The following is a 21546-nucleotide window of genomic DNA, read 5'->3' on the forward strand; positions in this document are numbered from 1 at the left end:
GCCGTGCCGCCCCAAGGGAGGCCTGCGCCCCCTCGGGGGGCAGCGATACGCGAAGCGATGAGCGTGGGGGCTTCATCATTTCTTCTTGTAGGTGTCGACGATGGCCGCGCCATCGGGGCCGGCGGCCTTGAGCCAGTCGACCTGCATGATGCCGCCGACCTGGCGCATGTCGGCATCGAGCTTGGGCGAGGGCCTGTGCACCTTCATGCCGCGCTCGGCCAGCAGGCGCTTGTACTCCTCGTTCTTTTCCTGCGCGACCTTCCAGCCGCGCACTTCGGCGTCGGCGGCGGCCTTGGTCACCGCGGCCTTGGTGGTGGCGTCGAGCGCATCGAAGGCCTTGGCGTTGACCAGGATCGCGTTCTTGGGAATCCAGGCCTGCGTGTCGTAGAAGTTCTTGATGTGCTCGTAGGTCTTGGTGTCGTAGCCGGTCGAGCCCGAGCTCATGTAGCTTTCGATCACGCCGGTGGCCATGGCCGCGCTGAGTTCGGCCTGCTGGATCTGCACCGGCTGCGCGCCGATGAGCTCCGCGATCTTGGCGGTGGCCGGGCTGTAGGCCCGCCACTTGATGCCGCGCAGGTCGGCCACCGAGCTGATCTCTTTCTTGGAATAGATGCCCTGCGGCGCCCACGGCACCACGAACAGCACCTTGATGCCCTGCGCCGCGAGCAGCTTTTCCATGGCGGGCTTCGAGGCGTCGTAGAGCTTTCTCGATTCGGGGTAGGTGGTAGCCAGGAAGGGCACGCCGTCGAGTGCGTAGATCGGGTTTTCGTTTGCGTAGTTGGCCAAGAGGATCTCGCCGGCCTGGGCCTGGCCGCTCTGCACGGCGCGCTTGATCTCGGGCGCCTTGAACAGCGAGGCGTTGGCGTGCACCGTGATCTTGACTTTGCCGCCGGTGGCGGCGTCCACGTCTTTCGCGAACTGCGTGATGTTTTCGGTGTGGTAGTTGGTCGCCGGGTAGGCGGTGGGAAGGTCCCACTTGGTCTGCGCGAAAGCCGCGGCACCAAGGGTGAGGCCCGCGAGGGCAATACCGAACTTGTGATTCATGAGCGCGCTCCGGAACGTGTTGAAAGCAAAACGAAAGGAAGCGTAAGAGCAAATTCCAGGCCACTTGCTGAGGTGTTTCCCTGCCATCGCGCCGGTCGGCAAAGGTGCTCGAGTGTTGGCGGATGGCATAGGGTCGCGCGCATCGCGATGCTGGTTTGCCTGCGGCGGCGGCTTCCTTTTGTGGCAACGCCGTTGCAGAAACTCCGGGGCAAAACTTCAGGATCGACTCAGGAAGTCGCGCACTTCGGCATCTAAAGTCGTGGCTGCCAAACGCGTCACGCCGTGCGAGAAGGTACGGTTGCCGATCATGTTCGAGAGCCCCGAAAAGGGGCTTTCCTGTTTGTGGGTGGCTGTGGGCGGTCTTCCGCTTTCAGGCCTCGAACGGTGCCGCCTCGGTGCGCCGTGATCCAGAAAAACGCGTGGGCCGCCGACCAGGGAGGGAGGTGAAACAAGGAAACCCAACATGAAAATTTCCGCGGGCCACCGCCATCTGACTTCGCTTGCGCTGATCGGCCTGATCGCGCTGCAGGCCTCGCAGGTGCACGCCCAGACATCGCCCGCGCCCACCGAGAGCGGCATCAACAGCGCGGACAAGTGGGAGCTCACGATCTCGCCCTATGCCTATCACTGGAGCCGCAGTCCGGAGCACCGCAGCGTCTACCTGATCGGGCTCGAGCGCCGCCTGCCCGACAACTGGCTCTGGGGCGCCGGGTTCTTCAGCAACTCCTTCGGCCAGCCCAGTGCCTATACCTACTACGGCTACCGCTGGGACAACCTGTTCGGCAACCCGTCGCTCTACGCCAAGCTCACCGCCGGCCTGATGTATGGCTACGTGGGCCAGTACAAGAGAAAGGTGCCGCTGAACTTCGGCGGCTTCTCTCCGCTGGTGATCCCGGCGCTGGGCTACCGCATCACGAAGCAGGACTCGATACAGATCGCGCCGCTCGGCAACGCGGCGGTGCTGTTCACGTACAGCCGCAGCTTTTGAGGCGGCACGCGGCACCGCACTCTTCATGACGCCTTAATGAACTTCTAAAAACTCCAGCGGATGATCGACCGGGCCGGACCAACGGGCCTCGAGCGGCTCATCAGGAGACCCCCCATGCGAGAGATACCTTCGCCGACCATGCCTTTTGCAGGGCTCGGCACCCGGACCCGCACATCGCCGTCCGTGGGCGGGCGCGACACGAAGCAGCAACCGACAGCTTCGGGCGCACCGCACCCGCCCGACCTGCATCCGCGCATCACGCTCTTTCGAAAGAAGAGATGCTGGATCGCGCGGGTGTTCGGCTTCACCGGCCGCTGACAGCCGCACGCGCGGGCCGAAGCGACGGCACCAGCGCCAGCACTGGCAGCAAGGCCAGCGCGAACAGCGGCCAGAGCGCGAACGCGCTCGCCCACCACGCATAGGGCGTCATTCCGGTGCGCCCCTGTACCTTCGCTTCGAGTTGCCCCTGCACGTGTGCAGGCAACGCGTACGCAACCTTGCCCCGGTGATCGATGACCACGGTGGCGCCCGTGTTGGCCGCGCGCAGCATCGGCCGCTCGAACTCCAGTGACCGCATGCGGGCGATCTGCAGGTCCTGCTGCATGGCCTCGGTGTCGCCGAACCATGCGATGTTGCCGAGGTTGACGAGCATCGTCGGTTCGTCGGCGGCATTGGCGAAGCGCAATGCGAGTTCTTCGCCGAACAGCTGTTCGTAGCAGATGCTCATCGCAAGGCGCTCGCCGTGCACGACGAAGGCGGGTGAACGCGCGGGGCCGGCGTTGAGCTCGCCCAATGGCAAGTCAAGCAGGCGCTTGAACCAGCGCATTCCGATCGGCGTGAACTCGCCCAGCGGCACGAGGTGGTGCTTGTCGTAGCGGTAGTGCGGGCGACCGGGCGCCAACGCGATCGCCGAGTTCGAATAGCCCGTGCCTTCGTTCCCCAGCGGCAGGCCGAACACAGCGTGGGTGGTGCCCGTTGCGAAGCGTTGGTCGATCACTGGCCAGAAGTCGGCAGGCATCTCCTTCGGCAGGAACGGGATCGCCGTTTCGGGTGCGATCACGACATCGGTGCGCGCCGTCGTCAACGCGTGCATGTGCCAGGCGAGTGCGCCGCCTTGTTTTTTGGCGGAGAACTTGTCGCTCTGGTCCACGTTGCCCTGAAGCAAGGTCACGCTCAACGTGCCCGTGGGCTCGGTGAAACGCATGGGCCCGAGCAGTGCGAGCACGCCGAGCACGAGCGCGCCGGCCGCCACGCCACGCCAGCGGGACCGGCATTGCATGATCGCAAAGACACTCCACGCTGCGAGCGTGGCGCCCACGGCACCGACGCCGTACACGCCCACCCATGGCGCAAGCGAGGCCAGCGGACTGTCCACGTGGGCATAGCCCGAGGCCAGCCACGGAAAGCCGGTGAGCGCCACGCCGCGGCCCAGTTCCGCGAGCAACCAGAACGCCCCGAAGCGCAATGCGTCGCGCAGCGGCTCGCCACTTCGGCAGCGCGCAAACAGCACAAGCGCGAGCGCAAGGAAGAGCGATAGAAAAGCACCGAACGCCACGACGGACAGCGCCGACAGCCATGCCGGCATACCGCCGTAGCGATGCATGCTGACATGGAGCCACCACACGCCCGCCCACATCCAGGCAGCGCCATAGGCGGCACCGAGCAGCGCCGCCCGGCCCGCACTGGCCTGCCGCGCGACACGCCATGCCAGAAAGCCGCAACACGCAAGCTGTAGCCACCAGGCCTGCGTGTGCACGAAAGCGATGGTCTGCAGGCCACCCGCTGCGGCGACCAGCAGCAGTTCCATCACGGGCCGCGCGGGCTGCTGCGCTGTCAGCTGCGGACCAGCGCGTCCGCCGGATCGAGCCATTCGGGAAAGCAGACGCTGATGGCGAAGCCGCGTCCGCGCAAGCCCTCGCCAAGCTCGATCCGCGCGTCATGCGTCTGGGCGATGCGCGCAACCAGCGAAAGGCCGATGCCGCTGCCCGACTGGCCCGCGCCCGGCACCCGGTAGAAGCGCTCGAAGATTCGCGCATGCTCGGACGCGGGAATGCCGGGCCCGTCGTCGGCCACGCGCAGGCAGACGCCGCGCACGCCCTTCGCGTTCGTGCGGCGGCAGGAGATGACGATCCTTCCGCCGTCGCAGGTAAAGCGCAGCGCGTTGTCGACGAGGTTGCGCAAGAGAATGCCCATCTCGTCGGTATCGCCCCAGATCGTGCAGGGCTCGACGATCAACGACAGCTGCACGCCCTTGCGGGCCGCAAGGCTCTCGAAGTCGCGCACCACGATCTCGACCAGCCGCGACAGCTCCAGCGGTACATGCCGCTCGGTGTCGGTGGCGGCATCGAGCCGCGCCAGCGCGAGCAGTTGCTCCGACAGGCGCGCGGTGCGGTCCACGCCGGCGGCCAGTTGCATCAGCGACTCGTTCTTCTCCGCGATGCTGCCCGCGCGCTGCGCGACGTGCGCCTGCGCGGCGAGTGCCGCCAGCGGCGTGCGCAGCTCGTGCGCGGCGTCGGCGATGAAGCGGCGCTCGCCTTCGACGGCGCGGTGCAATCGCTCGAGCAGGCGGTTGAAGGACTCGATCAGCGGGCGCATCTCGACCGGCAACCCTTGCAGCGGCAGTGGCGAGAAATCGAGTGCCTTCTTGGCTTGAACCGCGTCATGCACGGCAGTGACCGGCCGGAACGACCAGCGGATGACCCACCAGATGGTGGCGCCGAGCAGGGTCAGCATCACCGCTGTATTGAGCAGGGCGAACTGGACGGCATTCCACAGGTCGGACTGCCATCGTGTCAGCGGCCGACTGACTTGAACATGGATGTGGCGCGCGGGATCGGAGACGGCAAAGACGCGGAAGCTCTCTCCGCCGATCTGCTCGCGGGAATAGCCGTCGGTGAAGTCGGCCCTCATCGGTGCCTCGGCCGCATCGGGGCTGCGCATGACGTTGCGCCCGCGCACCCAGACCTGGAACGCGACGCCCACCTCGCTCTCGAATGACGGGGGCGTCGCCACCGTGCGCTTGACCGGCGGCGCGGCCAACAGCAGCTCGATGTTCGGCGGCATCGAGAGCAGCACGAGGTTCGCCGAGACCGACAGCGTGCGGTCGACGAAGCCGACGCGATCGCGCCACATGGTCCACGACATCACCAGGCCCCAGCCGGACCAGAACAGCAGGATCGAAGTCATCAGCGCGATCAGCAGATGGGTGCGCAACGACTTCACGACTGCGCCTCCCCGATGCGATAGCCGAAGCCGTGCACCGTGGCGATGAGGTCTTCGCCGAGCTTGCGCCGCAGCTGGTGGACGTAGACCGCGACGGTGTTGCTTTCGATGGTTCCCGAGTCGCCGTAGATCATGTCCTCGAGCTGGTCGCGTGTGACGACGCGGCGCTGGCGCTCCATCAGCGCGAGCAACGTGCGGTACTCGTAGGCGCTGAGCGCGACGGGCTCGTTGGCGCGCGTGACCACGCGCCGTGCGGGGTCGAGCGTGACCTGTCCGGCCGTCAGCACCTCGGTCACGCGGCCCTGGCTGCGGCGCGTCAGCGCACGCAGGCGCGCGTACAGCTCATCGAGTTGAAAGGGCTTGACGAGGTAGTCGTCCGCGCCGGCATCCAGGCCGCGCACGCGGTCGCTGAGCTGGTCGCGCGCGGTGACGATGAGCACCGGGGTGCCGTCGTAGCGGCCGCGCATGAAGGTCAGCACGCTCAGGCCCGAGGCGCCTGGCAACTGCAGGTCGAGCAGGACCGCGGTGAAGTGGTGATCGGTCAGCGCCAGCCGCGCGGCGGCAGCATCTTCGGCGCATTCCACGCTCCAGCCGTTCTGCTTCAGGCCCGCGGCCACGGCGCTGGCCAGCATTGCATCGTCTTCCACCAACAGGATGTGCATCGTGACTCTTTCTTCTCCCGGATCGGGAGCCGCAAGGATGCTGCACGGCCATTAAAAAGTTCTTAACCGCCGCTCAACAGAATCGGGTCGTGGATGTGCAGATGCCCTTTGCCAGTGCTCATCCGGCAACACAAGGACCGCCATGACCCCCGATCGCAAACTCCCTGTCTTCTTGTCGTTTCCGCGTGCGCGTTCCGGCCGCGATGGTGCCTGAACGGGACCGCATCATGGACCCACTCGGCATGACGATGGCCTGGCTTGCCACGCAAGGATTGATGGGGTTGGTCGGCGTGACGCTGTTCGAGCGCATGGTGCCGATCGTGCCGGCGCATGCGCTGCTGGTTGCGATCGGCGTGGCCTGCGCGCAGGGCCGCTGGCCGCTGCCGCAAGCGATTGCCGTCACGGCGCTGGCGAGTTTTGCCGGCTGCCTGTGCATCCATGCGGCCGGGTCTCTGGTCGGTCCTCGGCGATCGCTGGCGGGGCTGCATCGCGTGTCGGCGTTCTTGCGCATACCGGCCGCGCGATGGGAGCGGATGGTCGCGCAGTGCCGCATCCGCGAAGGCGCATTCGTCTTCGCGTTCTCCGCGCAGTTCGTTCCGCTGGCGCGAGAGATCGCGCCGGGGCTCGCAGGCATGTTCCGCGCCGAGCTCTTGCCCTTCTTCACCGGAACGGCGGCGGGCATCGTGCTCTGGAACGCGCTGTTCATCTGCGCCGGCCACGTCGCGGCACGCTGGAGCGGCGCCAGCAACACGTCCGGCGTGGCTTTCGGCACCTTGATCGTTTTACTGGTTGCGGAGGTCGTGGTGCTCGCGGTGTGGCGTCGTGTGGTTCGTACGCACGACGCCGGTGGCCGCGAGTGAGCGCCAGGAAGAAATCGCCGTGACATTCATCTGAAAGAAAGTCCAAGCATGTCGATTGCCGAAAAAATGTTGTTCCTGCGTTCCTGGTTGCGCGACCCGCAGCTTGTCGGTGCGGTGGCGCCGTCCAGCCGCGCGCTGGCGGCGCTCATCACCTCGGACATCCGGTCGTCGAGCGAGCCCGTCATCGAACTGGGGCCGGGCACCGGCGTCTTCACCCAGGCGCTGCTGGCCCGCGGCGTGCCCCGGGAGCGGCTGGTGCTGGTCGAAGCCGACCCCGCATTTGCCAGGTCGCTGGGGCAACGGTTTCCGGGCGTGCGGGTGCTTCAGATGGACGCGGCGCACCTGGGCCAGACGGGCGTTTTCTTCGGCCGCGAAAGGGCGAGCGCCATCGTCAGTGGCATCCCCTTGCTGGCCATGCCTGTCGAGAAGGCGATGGCGATCATCCGGGGCGCGTTCCTGCGGCATCTGCGTGCAGATGGTGCGCTGTATCAGTTCACCTATCTGCCGCGTTGCCCGGTGCCGCAGGCGCTGCTGGAGCGCATGGGGCTGCATGCGGTGCGCATCGGCTTCGTTGCGGCGAATCTGCCGCCGGCATTTGTTTATCGGTTCCGGCGCGTCAATATGGCGGGTGGCCGCGTGGTCGGTTGCGAAGGCCGTGAAGGTCTGTTTGCTTGAATCGGAATTCCGAGAGGCATTGGCGTCGATGAAAAATCCTGTCAGCGAGTGCACTGCACCCAGGCTGCGTCTTGTTGCGTTGGCCCTGGCTGCTGCGGTCGGCTTGTCGTCCTGCGCGAGCGATCAAGGGGCTCGAACTCGCGGGCATGTCGATGCCGGCACGCAGGCTGCTTCGAGCGTCATCCCGTTCGACTACGCCTCGCCGCAAGCGCCGCTCATCGTCGTCCAGGCAAAGGGCGGTGACGGTCGAGACAAGATGGCAGTGGTCGTGGACACCGGCGCTGCAGCCCCCTTCGCGGTGTTTGTCAGTGACGCCGTGGCGAAGCGGCAGTCGCTGGCCTTGTCGGAGGAGATCGTGCCGACGGACTCCATCGCCGTGGGGCCTCGTCGGCAAGGCTATCGGACGGCGAAGCTCGCGCGCTTCGAACTGGGCCCGGTGACGCTGGGTGCAACCGACATCGCCGTCGTTCCGATGATCGACCGGATGGCCGTGGGGCGACGTGTCGATGCCATCGTCGGCTACCACTTTCTGCGCGAGCGAAGGTTCGCCATCGACCACCGGGCACGAACCATCGATCTGGCGGCGCCCGCGGGCCCCGATGCCGAAGCGATCCGCTTCGTGTTTGCCGCGAAGAAGCCGCTGATTCTGGTCGAGGCGATGGTCAATGGCGTGGGGCCGTTCACGCTGGAGATCGATACCGGGGCTTCCGGCACCATGCTGTCGCGCGCGGCCGCTGCGCGTGCGCAGGTCGCGGCGACGGGGGCGGGTGTGCAGAGCGGGGCAGGGGGCCTTGTGCAGGTGGATGTGGGTGCTGCTTCCGTCGAACTTGGCGGCGTCCGTCGCGCATTGAGGTTCGTGTCGATCTCGGATGCGATGGATTCCATCGGCACCGCAGCAGGAACATCGATCGATGGAATTCTCGGGACGGATTTTTTCTCGTGCTGCCGATTGACAGTCGACTATCCCAACCAGAGGTTGTGGCTCACCCAAGGGGACTAGGCGTCCGCGCCACGGCTTTGCGTGCTCGACGGCGGCCAGTCATGGCCGCCATTGAAAACGCCCGATGGATCTCATCGGGCGTTGGGGTTGGCTTGCTTGAACAAGCCGGTCATGTGTCCTTCACGGGCATCGCCCCATGACTGGACGGGCCGAGGGGGTCGTTACTGCTTGGCAGGTGCCTTGGCCGGCTTGGCGGGTGCCGCTGCGGGCGCGCCGCCGAAGGCCTGGCCATTGACCGTCAGGCCGTCGGTCGACAGCTTGGCCGCCTTCTTTTCCTTCACGCCCTTGACGCGCTGCATGAAGTCGGACCAGTCTTTGAATTCGCCTTCCTTGCGCGCATCGAGGATGCGCTTGGACATCGCGGGGCCGACGCCCTTGATGCCGTCGAGCTCGGCGGCCGTGCCCTTGTTGACGTCGACAGCGGCGAACGACGATGCGACCGCGAACAGCAGGGCCGTGGCGGCCAGGATCTTCTTGAACATTGTTTGAACTCCCTCATTGTTGATATAGCCGACAGAAGCGTCGGCTCGGGCTCAACGGGCTCGGGAAGCGGGGCGTTGACGCCTGAAAGGCGAGCGATCCCCCACGTGACTATTGTTCAGAACCGTGGTCAGAGTTCTTCGACGCGGCGAGGCGGATAGCTGTCCCAGGCCTGGCAGCCGGGGCAGTGCCAGAAGTACTGGTGCGCCTCGAAGCCGCATGCCGCGCAGCGGTAGCGCATCAGCGGCCGCGTGGCCTGGTCGAGCGCGCGCTGTACCTGCGGATGGAACTGCTCGTGCTCGAAGCGCTCGCCAGCCAGCCAGCGCGAGGCAGCGACCAGCGACGGCTGCTGCGAGAGGTGGGCGATGTAGCCATCGCGCGGCGTGGGGGCCGGGTCTTGCGCGGTGGCGGTCGGTGTGCCGCCGAGGGCGATCAAGGCCTCGAGCACGTCGATCGATGGCGACTCGACATAGCGGCGCTGCAGCAGCGCGAGCGCCTCGCCTTCGCGGTGCGCGGCCACGGCCGCCTGCTGCAGCGCGGCGGCGTACAGCGGCAGCGCGAGCGGGGCGGTGTCGCTCAGGGCGACGAGAGTGTCGAAGGCCGCGGCGGCATCGCCGTTGCGCAGTTGAAGCGTGGCGGTGTCGATGGCCGGGCGCGGTGCTTCCGGTGCCAGTTCGGCCGCCTGGGCGAGCAGCCTGGTGGCGCCCGGAACGTCGCCGGCGGCCACGCGCTCGGTCGCCTGTTCGCACAGGTGATGGGCGCGGCGCGTGCTGTAGCTGGCCTGGTCGGATTCATCGAGCTTCTGTGCCACGTCGGCGGCCTGGGCCCACTCGCGCGAGCGTTCGTAGATGGCCAGCAGCGAGAGGCGCGCCTCGTTCTCGTAGCGCGTGCCTTCGAGCTTCTGCAGCGCGGCTTCGGCGCGATCGAGCAGGCCGGCGCGCAGGAAGTCTTGAGCCAGTGCGTGCTGGGCGCGCTCGCGGTCGCTGCGGCTCAGGTCGCCACGGCCCAGCAGGTGCTCGTGCACGCGCACGGCACGCTGGTACTCGCCACGACGGCGGAACAGGTTGCCGAGCGCGAAGTGAAGCTCTTGCGTGTCGGGGTCGTTCTGCACGGCCTCGATGAAGGCGTCGATGGCCTGGTCCTGCTGCTCGTTGAGCAGGAAGTTGAGGCCGCGGAAGTAGGCCTTGGGCGCCTGCCTGTTTTCGAGCTTGAGCTGGCGGATGTCGAAGCGCGATGCGAGCCAGCCCAGCACGAAGGCGACGGGCAGGCCGATCAGCAGCCAGCTGGGATCAAAGTCCATGTTGACGTACGGCGGGAAGGTCGGTGGCGGTGATGGATGGCGCTGCCGCAGAGGCGGAAGCGGCCGTCGGTGCCGCGGGAGTCGGGGCTTCGGATGCGGAAGGCAATTGCGCCGCTGCGGCGCGGTGCTTCCACCAGCCCGGCAGCATGCCGAGCGCGCCCACCACGAGCCCGCCGGCGAAGGCCGCGAGCACGACGAGCACGAGCGGCGCACGCCAGTAGGTACCGAAGAAGAAATAGACGGTCGCGTCGTGCTGGTTGTTCAGCGCGAAAGCGAAGAGCGTAAAAAAAATGGCTGCCTTGAGCAGCCACAGGAGGTATTTCATAGCCGTTCCCGTTGCCGGGAGCATTCTACGTTTGTACCCATGTCGATCAGGCCTTGCGAGCCTTGGCTTCCTTGCCCGCGTCGAGCTCGGCGGTCTTTGCGTCCACGGCTTCGCGCAGGGCCTTGCCCGGCTTGAAGTGAGGCACTCGCTTCTCGGGAATCTGCACGCTTTCGCCCGACCGCGGATTGCGGCCGATGCGCGGCGGGCGCCGGTTGACCGAGAAGCTGCCGAACCCACGGATCTCGATGCGATGCCCGCACACCAGCGCGTCGCTCATCGCGTCGAGGATGGTCTTGACGGCGTATTCGGCATCGCGGTGCGTGAGTTGCGCAAAGCGCGCTGCGAGTTCTTCGACGAGGTCAGAGCGGGTCATAAGAGGCCAGTGCAGAAAACGTAGACGAAAAAAAAGACAGAGCGGCCCCAGGGCCTGCTCTGTCTTCGGACTCAGCTTACTTGCTGTCGTTGTTGTCGAGCTTGGCGCGCAGCAGGGCGCCCAGGCTCGTCGTGCCCGCGTTTTCGCGTGCCGACTGCTGGCTCAGGCTGGCCATGGCGCCTTGTTCGTCGACCATGTCCTTCTGCTTGATCGACAGCTGGATGTTGCGGGTCTTGCGATCCACGTTCACGACGATGGCGGTGACTTCGTCGCCTTCCTTGAGCACGTTGCGGGCATCTTCGACGCGGTCGCGCGAGATTTCCGAAGCACGCAGGTAGCCGATGATGTCTTCGCCCAGGTCGATTTCAGCGCCGCGGGCGTCAACCGTCTTGACCTTGCCGGTCACGATCTGGCCCTTGTCGTTCACGGTGGTGAACGTGGTGAACGGATCGCTGTCGAGCTGCTTGATGCCCAGCGAGATGCGCTCGCGGTCGACATCGACTGCCAGCACGATCGCTTCGACTTCCTGGCCCTTCTTGTAGTTGCGAACGGCGGTTTCGCCGGCTTCGTTCCACGAGAGGTCCGAGAGGTGAACCAGGCCGTCGATGCCGGCAGCCAGACCCACGAACACGCCGAAGTCGGTGATCGACTTGATCGGGCCCTTGACGCGGTCGCCACGCTTCGTGTTTTGAGCGAACTCTTGCCACGGGTTGGCCTTGCACTGCTTCATGCCCAGGCTGATGCGGCGCTTGTCTTCGTCGATTTCCAGAACCATGACTTCGACTTCGTCGCCCAGCGAGACGATCTTGTTCGGAGCGATGTTCTTGTTGGTCCAGTCCATTTCGGAGACGTGCACCAGGCCTTCGATGCCGGGTTCGAGTTCGACGAACGCGCCGTAGTCGGCAATGTTCGTGACCTTGCCGAACAGGCGGGTCGATTGCGGGTAGCGGCGCGAAACGCCCATCCACGGGTCGTCGCCCATTTGCTTGAGACCCAGCGAGACACGGTTCTTTTCGGTGTCGAACTTGAGGATCTTGGCGGTGATTTCCTGGCCGGCCTGAACGACTTCGCTCGGGTGGCGGACACGGCGCCATGCCATGTCGGTGATGTGCAGCAGGCCGTCGATGCCGCCGAGGTCAACGAACGCACCGTATTCGGTGATGTTCTTGACGACGCCGCGGACAACAGCGCCTTCCTTCAGGGTTTCCATCAGCTTGGCGCGTTCTTCGCCCATGCTGGCTTCGACCACGGCACGGCGCGACAGCACGACGTTGTTGCGCTTGCGGTCGAGCTTGATGACCTTGAATTCGAGGGTCTTGTTTTCGTACGGGGTCAGGTCCTTGATCGGACGCGTGTCGATCAGCGAGCCCGGCAGGAATGCGCGGATGCCGTTGACCAGGACGGTCAGGCCGCCCTTGACCTTGCCGCTGGTGGTGCCGGTGACGAAGTCGCCCGATTCCAGGGCCTTCTCGAGGGCGAGCCACGAAGCCAGACGCTTGGCGGTGTCGCGCGAGAGGATGGTGTCGCCGTAGCCGTTTTCAACGCTGCCGATGGCAACGGAAACGAAATCGCCGGCCTGGACTTCGAGTTCGCCCTTGTCGTTCTTGAACTCTTCGATCGGCACATACGCTTCGGACTTCAGGCCGGCGTTGACCACCACGTGGTTGTGCTCGACGCGCACGACTTCGGCCGTGATGACCTCGCCGGTGCGCATTTCGGAACGCTTCAGGGACTCTTCGAATAGGTCGGCAAAAGATTCAGACATTTATGGTTCCTTCCGTCAGGCAGGGTTGGCAGGCGCTCTTGCGAAATTGCGTGCGGCTGCTGTGGGTCTGGAGACGGCGGTTTTGTGGGCTGGTGCCCGGGTTGGTTGAACAACCAGAAGGCCGGTGCGCTGTCGCGCGAAAAGAGCCTGCTGGAGCGGTATGCGCCAGCCGGAACATCCGGTTGGCGCGAGCCTTTCAAGCGAGCTTGAAGGGCTGTACTTGCTGCCACCAGTCCAACACCTGATCGATCGATTGCTCGATGGACAGCTGGGAGTTGTCGAGGTGGCGGGCATCCTGCGCTGGCTTGAGAGGGGCGACGCTGCGGGATGAATCCCTGGCGTCACGTGCTTCCAAGTCGGAGCGAAGACTGTTGAGTGTAGTCGAAATACCCTTTGAAATCAACTGCTTATGGCGCCGTTCGGCGCGCTGGACCGCGCTGGCGGTGAGATAGACCTTGAGGGTGGCGTCCGGAAAGATCACGGTGCCCATGTCGCGCCCGTCGGCCACCAGGCCGGGCAGCTGGCGAAACCGCTGTTGCAGGGCCAGAAGCGCCTCGCGCACGGCCGGCAGCGTGGAGACGCGGGAGGCGTCCATGCCGGCGGCTTCGGTGCGGATCTCGTCGCTGACGTCTTCGCCGGCCAGCAGCACCTTGCCTTCGGTGAACTGGAGGGGCAGGGCCGCGGCGAGCGCGGCGATCTGCGCCTCGTGCTGGGCGTCGGCGTTCAGCCCGGCATGCCGGGCGGCAAGGCCGGTCACGCGGTAGAGCGAGCCCGAATCGAGGTAGTGGTAGCCCAGCAGGCGCCCCACTTCGGCTGCGAGCGTTCCCTTGCCCGAGGCGGTCGGGCCGTCGATGCAGATCACCGGCACTTCGGCGGCTTCGGCCACCGAGAACAGGGTCTCGAAGTAGTCGGGGAAGGTCTTGGCGACGCAATGGGGCTCGAGGATGCGCACCGGCACCCCCGCGGCGTTGAAGGCCGCGAGCGAGAAGCACATGGCGACGCGGTGGTCGTCATAGGTCCGGATGCTGGCGGGTTGCCAGTCGCCCTGCGCCAGTGGGTGCACGCGGATGAAATCGGGGCCGGCCTCGACCGTGGCGCCCAGCTTCTTCAGCTCGTTGGCCATTGCGTCGATGCGGTCGGTTTCCTTGACCCGCCAGCTGGCGATGTTGCGCAACGTGCTCGGGCCGTCGGCGTACAGCGCCATGACGGCGAGCGTCATGGCCGCATCGGGGATGTGGTTGGCGTCGATGTCGATGGCCTTGAGTGGCCAGGCGCCACGGCGCACTTCGAGCCAGTTGGGGCCGCTGTCGACCTGTGCGCCCATCTGCCGCGCGGCATCGACGAAGCGGATGTCGCCCTGGATCGAATCGGCGCCCACGCCTTCGATCCGGATGCCATTCTTGCCGGATACGCCGGTCGCCACTGCGCCGAGTGCTATGAAATAGCTAGCAGAGGATGCGTCGGCTTCAACGTGGATGTCGCCCGGCGAGCTGTAGCGGCTGCCGGCGGGAATGGTGAAGCGCTCCCAGCCGTCGCGCCGTACGGCGATGCCGAAGCGTGCCAGCAGGTTCAGCGTGATCTCGATGTAGGGTTTGGAGATCAGCTCGCCCACCACCTCGATCACGATGTCGCGCCCGGCCGCAACGCCGTTTGGCTGCGAAGCGGCGGCAGCACCTCCGGCCGCGAGCGGCAGCGCCAGCAGCAGGGCGGTCAGGAACTGGCTCGACACGTCGCCGCGCACGCGGATCGGCGTATCGAGCACCAGGTCGCCATGGTCGACCGGATGAATGCGCAGTGGCGGGTAGCCGGGATTGCCAAGATAGTCGATCTGGCAACCGAGCTGGGTCAGCGCATCGACCAGGTCGCCGATGGGCCGCTCGTGCATGCGCGGCACGCCGCTCAGTTCGAACTCGCCGCCGAGCAGCGACAGGGCTGCCGTCAGCGGACGCATCGCGGTGCCGGCGTTGCCGAGGAACAGCGGCAGCACGTCCGGATTGGGTTTCAGCTGTCCGCCGAGACCGGTCACGCGCAGGGTGTCGCCGGTGCGGTCGATGCCGCAGCCGAGCGCGCGCAAGGCATCAAGCATCACCCGGGTGTCGTCGGAGTCGAGCAGGTCGTGAACGGTGGTGGTGCCGCTGGCAAGCGCAGCCAGCAGCAGCACGCGGTTGGAAATGCTCTTGGAGCCAGGCAGCCGGACCGTGCCGGCGGCACCCGTGAGGGGAGGGAGGTCGAGGAAGGCCGTCGAGAACATGTCAGACGTCCTGCTGCGACGAAGCTGCGTCGGCGCTGGGTTTCCAGGCGGCGCGGGCCTTGCTGGCGGCGGCGATGGAATGCTCCAGCGCCTGCAGGTCGCCAGCAGTCATGAGGGTTTCAAGATCTTCCAGCGCTTGGCGGAAGGCCCGTGATTGCAGCAGCACCTGTTCGCGATTGGCGAGCAGCACGTCGCGCCACATGACCGGATCGCTCGCGGCGATGCGAGAGAAATCGCGAAAGCCCGGCCCCGCGAGACTCAGGAAGCGATCGCCCTGCGGCTGCGCCTTGAGGGCATTGGTGTATGCGAAGGCCAGCAGGTGCGGCAGGTGGCTCACGGCGGCGAAGGCGGCGTCATGCTCTTCGTGCGTCATGGTGACGACGTGGGCGCCGATGCCGCTCCAGACTTGCGAGGCCCGTTGCACGTTCGAACGCAGCGTGGTCTTGACCGGCGTCAGCACGACCTGGCGGCCGGTGAACAGCGAGGCTTCGGCGTGCTCGATGCCCGAAACCTCTTTGCCGGCGATCGGATGCGCCGGCACGAAGCTCGAAAACTGCCGCTGCAGGCCGTTGCGCGCGGCTTCGATCACGTCGCCTTTTGTCGAGCCGACGTCCATCACGAGCGTCTCGTTCGAAATGCCGTGGCGAATGGCCTTGAAGGTGGCCTCCGATGCCGCCACCGGCACGGCGAGCAGCACGATGTCGGCGCCCGACACCGCCAGCAGCGCGGAAGGCGCCACCACGTCGATCACGCCGAGCTGGCGCGCCCGCTCCGTGGTGGACGGCGACTTGCTGTAGCCGACCACGCGTTTCACCAGCTTCGCGCGCTTGAGCGCGAGCGCAAAGGAGCCGCCCATGAGGCCGCAGCCGATCAATCCCAGTTGCTCGAACATCGTGTCTGTCCGGCTCAGGCTTTGACGGGGTAGGCGCCAAGGACCTTGTAGAACGCGCAGAGGCCGCGCAGTTCGGCCAGCGCCGCGGCCACGTTGGGCTGCGAGGGGTGGCCGTCGAGGTCGATGTAGAAGTAGTACTCCCACTGGCCGGTGCGGGCGGGGCGCGACTCGAAGCGCGTCATCGACACGTTGTTGGCCTTCAGCGGCACCAGCAGGTCGTGCACGGCGCCGGGTCGGTTCGGCACCGAGACGATCAGGCTCGTGCAGTCGCGGCCCGAGGCGGGCGGCATGGCCAGCGTCTGCGGCAGGCAGATCACCGAGAAGCGGGTGCGGTTGTACGAATCGTCCTGGATGGCGTGCGCCACGATGTGCAGGCCGAAGCGCGTGGCGGCGCGCTCGCCCGCGAGACCGGCCCAGGCCGGGTTAGTGGCGGCGAGCCGGGCGCCTTCGGCATTGCTCGAGACGGCGCGGCGCTCGGCGTTCGGCAGGTGCTTGGACAACCAGGTCTGGCATTGGGCCAGCGCCTGCGGATGGGCCAGCACGGCCTCGATGCCTTCGAGCGAGTTGCTGCTGCGCAGGAGGTGGTGGCGCACCAGCAGGCTGACTTCACCGACGACGTGGGTGGGCGAATGCAGAAACAGGTCGAGCGAGCGCGTGACCACGCCTTCGGTCGAGTTCTCGACGCCGACCACGCCGTACTGGGCGCTGCCCGCGGCGGTGGCATGGAACACCTCGTCGAAGCTGGCGCAATAGATCAGGTCGGCCGCGCCGCCGAAGTACTCGATGGCGGCCTGTTCGCAGAAGGTGCCTTCGGGGCCCAGAACAGCCACGCGCTGCGGCGATTCGAGGGCCAGGCAGGCCGACATGATTTCGCGCCAGATGGCGGCCACATGCAGGTCCTTGAGCGGACCCGCATTGCTCTTTTGCATCTTGTCGATGACCGCCGCGACGCGGTCGGGGCGAAAGAACGGCGTGCCCTCGCGCTTCTTGACCTCGCCGACCAGCTCGGCCACGTGGGCGCGCTCGTTGAGCAGGCTGAGCAGTTGCTGGTCGAGCGAGTCGATCTGCACGCGCAGACCGGCAAGGCTTTCGGAATTGTCGGGGGAGGAGGGCGGTGTGGGTACGGAGGCGGTCATCGGTGCGAGCAGCTAGGGCATGCGCCTAGGCATGCGATCGCTCGAATTCTCGCATGTAGCCCACCAGTGCCTGCACCCCTGCCAGCGGCATGGCGTTGTAAATGCTGGCGCGCATGCCGCCGACCGACTTGTGGCCCTTGAGCTGCAGCAGCCCGGCTTCGCGCGCACCCGCCAGGAAGGCCTCGTTGCGGCCCTCGTCGGCGAGGAAGAAGGGCACGTTCATGCGCGAGCGGCAGCTCGGATCGATCCGGTTGGCGTAGAAGTCGGAACCGTCGATGAAGTCGTACAGCAGCTTCGCCTTCGCGATGTTGCGTTGCTCCATGGCGGCCACGCCGGTGAGGTTGCCCTCGGTCTGCTGAAGCAGCCACTGGAACGTGAGCCCCGCCATGTAGATGCCCCAGGTCGGCGGGGTGTTGTACATGGAGTTGTTGTCGGCCACGGTCTTGTAGTTGAACGCGCTCGGGCAGATCTCGAGCGCGTGGCCGAGCAGGTCGTCGCGCACGACGACGATCGTCAGGCCAGCGGGGCCGAGGTTCTTCTGGGCGCCGCCGAAGGCCAGGCCCACGCGGCTCCAGTCGACGCTGCGCGAGGCGACGTGCGACGAAAAATCGATGACGAGCGGCGCGCTGCTGCCGAGCGCGGCAAGGTCGGGCAGCTGTTGGAATTCGATGCCGTTGATGGTCTCGTTGCTGCACACGTGCACGTACGAGGCATCCTGGCTGAGCTGCCAGGTCGAGGGATCGGGCAGTTGGGTGTGCTGGTTGTCGGCGTTGCTTGCCGCAACGCGTGCAGTGCAGTAGCGCTGCGCTTCCTTGTGCGACTTGACGCTCCAGCTGCCGGTGATCACGAAATCGGCGGTTTTGCCGCGCGACAGGTTCAGCGGCACGATGGCGTTTTCGCCAAGTCCGCCACCCTGCATGAACAGGATGTGGAAATGAGAGGGCACGGCCAGCAACGTGCGGATGTCGGCTTCGGCTTGCGTGCAGATCGCGCCGAATTCCTTGCCGCGATGGCTCATCTCCATCACGCTCATGCCGCTGCCCTGCCAGTCGAGCATTTCGGAGGCAGCGCGTTGCAGCACCGCCTCCGGCATGGCAGCCGGACCGGCCGAGAAGTTGTAGGGGCGCTTGCCGGCCGGCGTCTGCTGCTGGGTCACGTTGCTTTTACTTCTTGGCTGGTGCCTTGGCTGGCGCCTTGGCGGGTGCGGGTGCTTCGGTCGGGGCGCCGAGTGCCTTGGCGACGTTTTCGTCGAGTGCGCGCATCTTGGGTTCGATGCTGGCGCGGGTTTCGGCCACCAGCTTTTCCGTCAGTGCGGTCTGCATCTTCGGGTTCAGGTCCTGGTACTTCTTGCTCAGGGGCGAGTTGATCCAGGCCAGCAGCTGCTTGAGCTCGTCTTCGCTGAAGTTCTGCTCGAGCAGCGGGGTGAGGGCGGCAGGGGCCAGTTGAACGGCCTTGTCGCGCACGATCGGGTAGGCGTCGTCGAAGTACTTCTTCAGCTCGGCATCGGCGGCCTTGGCGGCGGCTTCGCGCTTGGCTTCAGGCACTTGCGTCTGCAGGTACTGCGAACCTGCCTGCGCGATCGGAGCGCTCGATTGCTCGACCAGCCCGCGTGCCAGCGATTCGATGCCGGGGCGCTGGATGTCGATGAACTGCTTGATGAGCGTGGCCTTGTCCTGGGCCATTGCAGCCATCGAGCTGCTGGCCAGGGCTACCGTCAGAAGTGCGAGTTTGATTTTTTTCACTGAGGATTCTCCGTTGAAGATGTGGAAGTATCGTCTGCGTCAGGCTCACTTTCGCCATTCGCGTCGTTTTCGACGATACGTTGTAGCCCGCTGAGTTTGGCGCCTTCGTCGAGTCCGATCAGCGTGACGCCTTGCGTCGCGCGACCCAATTCGCGAATTTCTGCCACCCGGGTGCGCACAAGCACACCCTTGTCGGTGATGAGCATGATCTCATCATCCGCATGCACGAGAGTGGCGGCGACGACCTTGCCGTTGCGCTCACTCTGTTGAATCGCGATCATGCCTTTGGTTCCGCGGCCGTGGCGCGTGTATTCCGTAATGCTTGTTCGCTTTCCGTAACCGTTTTCCGTGGCGGTGAGCACGCTTTGCTGCTCGTCCTCGGCCACCAGCATCGCGATCACACCCTGTCCGGGGTCCAGCGACATGCCGCGCACGCCGCGGGCGTTGCGGCCCAGCGGGCGGACGTCGTCTTCGGCGAAGCGCACGGCCTTGCCGCCGTCGCTGAAGAGCATCACGTCGTGCTTGCCGTCGGTCAGTGCCGCGCCGATCAGGTAGTCGCCGTCGTCGAGGTTCACGGCGATGATGCCGCCCTTGCGCGGGTTGTTGAATTCGTCGAGCGCCGTCTTTTTGACCGTGCCCATCGAGGTCGCCATGAACACGTACTGGTCGGCCGGGAAGTTGCGTTTGTCGCCGGTAAGGGCGAGGGCGACGTTGATCTTCTCGCCTTCCTGCAGCGGGAACATGTTGACGATCGGCCGGCCGCGCGAGCCGCGCGAACCTGCCGGCACTTCCCAGACCTTGAGCCAGTAGAGCCGGCCGCGGTTGGAGAAGCACAGGATGTAGTCGTGCGTGTTGGCGATGAAGAGCTGGTCGATCCAGTCGTCGTCCTTCGTGGCCGTGGCCTGCTTGCCTCGGCCGCCGCGTTTTTGCGCGCGGTATTCGCCCAGGGGCTGGCTCTTGATGTAGCCGCTGTGCGAGAGCGTGACGACCATGTCGGTCGGGGTGATCAGGTCTTCGGTCGAGAGGTCATAGGCGCTGTGCTCGACCAGGCTGCGGCGAGCGCCGAGCTTCGACTGGCCGAACTCCTGCTTGATATCGCCGAGCTCCTCGCCAATGATGATGGAGACGCGCTCGGGCTTGGCCAGGATGTCGAGCAGGTCGTCGATCTCGGCCATGACTTCCTTGTACTCGGCAACGATCTTGTCTTGCTCGAGGCCGGTCAGGCGCTGCAGGCGCATCTGCAGGATTTCCTGAGCTTGCGTTTCCGACAGGCGATAGAGGCCGTCGCCACCCATGCCGTACTCGCGCTCGAGGCCCTCGGGGCGGTAGTCGTCGGCATTGATCACGCCGCCATCGGCGCGCGAACGCGTGAGCATCTCGCGCACCAGCTTGCTGTCCCAGCTGCGGGTCATCAGCTCGGCCTTGGCGACCGGCGGCGTGGGCGATTCGCGGATGATGCGGATGAACTCGTCGATATTGGCCAACGCGACCGCCAGGCCTTCGAGCACGTGGCCGCGTTCGCGGGCCTTGCGCAGCGTGAAGACGGTGCGGCGCGTGACCACTTCGCGGCGGTGCTGCAGGAAAACCTCGATCAGGTCCTTCAGGTTGCACAGCTTCGGCTGGCCGTTGACCAGCGCCACCATGTTGATGCCGAAGGTGTCCTGCAGCTGCGTCTGCTTGTAGAGGTTGTTGAGCACCACCTCGGGCACTTCGCCGCGCTTGAGTTCGATCACCAGGCGCATGCCCGACTTGTCGGATTCGTCCTGGATGTGGCTGATGCCTTCGATCTTCTTCTCGTGCACCAGCTCGGCCATGCGCTCCTGCAGGGTCTTCTTGTTGACCTGGTAGGGGAGCTCGTCAACGATGATCGCCTGGCGCTGGCCGCGGTCGATGTCCTCGAAGTGGCACTTGGCGCGCATCACGACCTTGCCGCGGCCGGTGCGGTAGCCGTCCTTCACGCCGTTGATGCCGTAAATGATGCCGGCGGTGGGGAAGTCGGGCGCGGGCACGATTTCCATCAATTCGTCGATGCTGGCCTGCGGGTTGCGCAGCAGGTGCAGACAGGCGTCCACTACCTCATTCAGGTTGTGCGGCGGAATATTGGTGGCCATGCCGACGGCAATACCGCCAGAGCCATTCACCAGCAAATTCGGCAGCTGGCTGGGCAGTACCTTCGGCTCTTTTTCGGAACCGTCGTAATTGTCCTGAAAGTCGACAGTTTCCTTGTCGATATCGGCCAGCATTTCGTGCGCAATTTTGGCCAGCCGGATTTCCGTATAACGCATCGCGGCGGCGTTGTCGCCATCCACGGAACCGAAGTTGCCCTGGCCGTCGACCAGCATGTGGCGCATGGAGAAGTCCTGCGCCAACCGAACGATGGTGTCGTAGACCGACTGGTCGCCGTGCGGGTGATATTTACCGATCACGTCGCCGACGATACGGGCCGACTTCTTGTACGGCCGGTTCCAGTCGTTGTTGAGTTCGTGCATGGCGAACAGCACGCGCCGGTGCACAGGCTTGAGGCCGTCGCGCGCATCGGGAAGCGCCCGGCCCACGATGACGCTCATGGCGTAATCGAGATAGCTGCTGCGCATTTCCTCTTCGAGACTGATGGGCAGGGTTTCTTTGGCGAAGGAGGTCATGAGCGAGAGGCTGGCGGCAGGAAGGCGAAATTTTACGCTGTGAGGGGTGTCGCACCGCCGCAACACTAGGCGGCTATTCCGCCTCCGTCCTACGCTTCGGGGGCGTCCAGCGGCCTGTTTGCCAAAGACCCTATGGCACAATCGCCTCAACGTTTTGGGTGGTGGTCACTTAAAGCGTCCTTGATTCGC

At 65.7% G+C, this 21546-nt stretch carries 20 protein-coding genes; 5 read left to right on the top strand and 15 right to left on the bottom strand.

The window, feature by feature from the left end:
- Positions 1-75: 75 nt before the first annotated feature.
- Positions 76-1044, bottom strand: a complete 969-nt coding sequence (locus tag ACGLHS_RS00985) for a TRAP transporter substrate-binding protein (RefSeq protein ID WP_394476050.1) — start codon at positions 1042-1044, stop codon at positions 76-78.
- A gap of 463 nt (positions 1045-1507) precedes the next feature.
- On the opposite strand from ACGLHS_RS00985, the gene ACGLHS_RS00990 reads away from it, so the two are divergent.
- Together ACGLHS_RS00990 and ACGLHS_RS00995 are read left to right on the top strand one after the other, a co-directional pair.
- Positions 1508-2032 carry a hypothetical protein gene (locus ACGLHS_RS00990; RefSeq protein ID WP_394476052.1) on the top strand — a complete coding sequence of 175 codons (525 nt, stop codon included), beginning with the start codon at positions 1508-1510 and terminating at the stop codon, positions 2030-2032.
- A gap of 114 nt (positions 2033-2146) precedes the next feature.
- Positions 2147-2350 (top strand): hypothetical protein, encoded by a 204-nt coding sequence (locus tag ACGLHS_RS00995; protein ID WP_394476054.1) that lies wholly within the window; start codon positions 2147-2149, stop codon positions 2348-2350.
- On the opposite strand, the gene lnt is transcribed toward ACGLHS_RS00995, so the two are convergent.
- The 3 genes from lnt to ACGLHS_RS01010 are packed head-to-tail and all read right to left on the bottom strand — an operon-like array spanning position 2337 to position 5916.
- The gene (gene lnt / locus ACGLHS_RS01000; protein ID WP_394476056.1) at positions 2337-3902 is read right to left on the bottom strand and encodes an apolipoprotein N-acyltransferase; all 1566 of its coding nucleotides are present in this window, start codon (positions 3900-3902) and stop codon (positions 2337-2339) included. The two genes, ACGLHS_RS00995 and lnt, sit on opposite strands and share 14 nt — an antisense overlap.
- The gene (locus tag ACGLHS_RS01005; protein WP_394476058.1) at positions 3866-5254 is read right to left on the bottom strand and encodes a sensor histidine kinase; all 1389 of its coding nucleotides are present in this window, start codon (positions 5252-5254) and stop codon (positions 3866-3868) included. Before ACGLHS_RS01005 ends, lnt begins: the two co-directional genes overlap by 37 nt.
- Positions 5251-5916, bottom strand: coding sequence for a response regulator transcription factor (locus ACGLHS_RS01010; RefSeq protein ID WP_093236796.1), 666 nt, complete (start codon positions 5914-5916; stop codon positions 5251-5253). The genes ACGLHS_RS01005 and ACGLHS_RS01010 overlap by 4 nt, the downstream gene beginning before the upstream one ends.
- Positions 5917-6143: 227 nt before the next feature.
- Here ACGLHS_RS01010 and ACGLHS_RS01015 point away from each other — a divergent pair, with 227 nt between their 5' ends.
- The 3 genes from ACGLHS_RS01015 to ACGLHS_RS01025 are packed head-to-tail and all read left to right on the top strand — an operon-like array spanning position 6144 to position 8451.
- Positions 6144-6776, top strand: coding sequence for a DedA family protein (locus tag ACGLHS_RS01015; RefSeq protein WP_394476061.1), 633 nt, complete (start codon positions 6144-6146; stop codon positions 6774-6776).
- A gap of 48 nt (positions 6777-6824) precedes the next feature.
- Complete coding sequence (locus ACGLHS_RS01020) at positions 6825-7451, top strand: class I SAM-dependent methyltransferase (RefSeq protein WP_394476063.1); 627 nt, start codon at positions 6825-6827, stop codon at positions 7449-7451.
- A gap of 28 nt (positions 7452-7479) precedes the next feature.
- Positions 7480-8451 carry an aspartyl protease family protein gene (locus ACGLHS_RS01025; protein ID WP_394476065.1) on the top strand — a complete coding sequence of 324 codons (972 nt, stop codon included), beginning with the start codon at positions 7480-7482 and terminating at the stop codon, positions 8449-8451.
- 161 nt (positions 8452-8612) lie between these two features.
- On the opposite strand, the gene ACGLHS_RS01030 is transcribed toward ACGLHS_RS01025, so the two are convergent.
- The 11 genes from ACGLHS_RS01030 to gyrA all read right to left on the bottom strand — a co-directional run bounded on the left by ACGLHS_RS01030 (position 8613) and on the right by gyrA (position 21357).
- Positions 8613-8933 carry a ComEA family DNA-binding protein gene (locus ACGLHS_RS01030; RefSeq protein ID WP_394476067.1) on the bottom strand — a complete coding sequence of 107 codons (321 nt, stop codon included), beginning with the start codon at positions 8931-8933 and terminating at the stop codon, positions 8613-8615.
- Between the two features lie 128 nt (positions 8934-9061).
- Positions 9062-10231, bottom strand: coding sequence for a lipopolysaccharide assembly protein LapB (gene lapB, locus ACGLHS_RS01035; RefSeq protein ID WP_093236801.1), 1170 nt, complete (start codon positions 10229-10231; stop codon positions 9062-9064).
- Positions 10221-10556, bottom strand: coding sequence for a lipopolysaccharide assembly LapA domain-containing protein (locus ACGLHS_RS01040; RefSeq protein ID WP_093236802.1), 336 nt, complete (start codon positions 10554-10556; stop codon positions 10221-10223). Before ACGLHS_RS01040 ends, lapB begins: the two co-directional genes overlap by 11 nt.
- Before the next feature lie 46 nt (positions 10557-10602).
- Positions 10603-10929 (bottom strand): integration host factor subunit beta, encoded by a 327-nt coding sequence (locus ACGLHS_RS01045; RefSeq protein WP_394476070.1) that lies wholly within the window; start codon positions 10927-10929, stop codon positions 10603-10605.
- 76 nt (positions 10930-11005) lie between these two features.
- On the bottom strand, positions 11006-12694 hold the full coding sequence (rpsA, locus tag ACGLHS_RS01050; protein ID WP_007829366.1) for a 30S ribosomal protein S1: 1689 nt from the start codon (positions 12692-12694) through the stop codon (positions 11006-11008).
- A gap of 196 nt (positions 12695-12890) precedes the next feature.
- Entirely contained in the window at positions 12891-14945 is a 2055-nt protein-coding gene (locus ACGLHS_RS01055) for a bifunctional 3-phosphoshikimate 1-carboxyvinyltransferase/cytidylate kinase (protein WP_394476073.1), read from the bottom strand.
- 1 nt (position 14946) lies between these two features.
- Positions 14947-15837: a prephenate dehydrogenase/arogenate dehydrogenase family protein gene (locus ACGLHS_RS01060; protein ID WP_093236805.1), complete on the bottom strand. Its 891-nt coding sequence runs from the start codon at positions 15835-15837 to the stop codon at positions 14947-14949.
- Positions 15838-15851: 14 nt separating this feature from the next.
- Complete coding sequence (gene pheA, locus ACGLHS_RS01065; RefSeq protein ID WP_093236806.1) at positions 15852-16973, bottom strand: prephenate dehydratase; 1122 nt, start codon at positions 16971-16973, stop codon at positions 15852-15854.
- A gap of 25 nt (positions 16974-16998) precedes the next feature.
- On the bottom strand, positions 16999-18066 hold the full coding sequence (gene serC / locus ACGLHS_RS01070; RefSeq protein WP_394478134.1) for a 3-phosphoserine/phosphohydroxythreonine transaminase: 1068 nt from the start codon (positions 18064-18066) through the stop codon (positions 16999-17001).
- 70 nt (positions 18067-18136) lie between these two features.
- The gene (locus tag ACGLHS_RS01075; protein ID WP_394476076.1) at positions 18137-18715 is read right to left on the bottom strand and encodes a DUF2059 domain-containing protein; all 579 of its coding nucleotides are present in this window, start codon (positions 18713-18715) and stop codon (positions 18137-18139) included.
- The gene (gene gyrA, locus ACGLHS_RS01080) at positions 18712-21357 is read right to left on the bottom strand and encodes a DNA gyrase subunit A (RefSeq protein WP_394478136.1); all 2646 of its coding nucleotides are present in this window, start codon (positions 21355-21357) and stop codon (positions 18712-18714) included. Before gyrA ends, ACGLHS_RS01075 begins: the two co-directional genes overlap by 4 nt.
- Positions 21358-21546 lie beyond the last annotated feature (189 nt).

Source organism: Variovorax sp. VaC1, assembly GCF_043658315.1.
Classification (GTDB): Bacteria; Pseudomonadota; Gammaproteobacteria; order Burkholderiales; family Burkholderiaceae_C; genus Variovorax.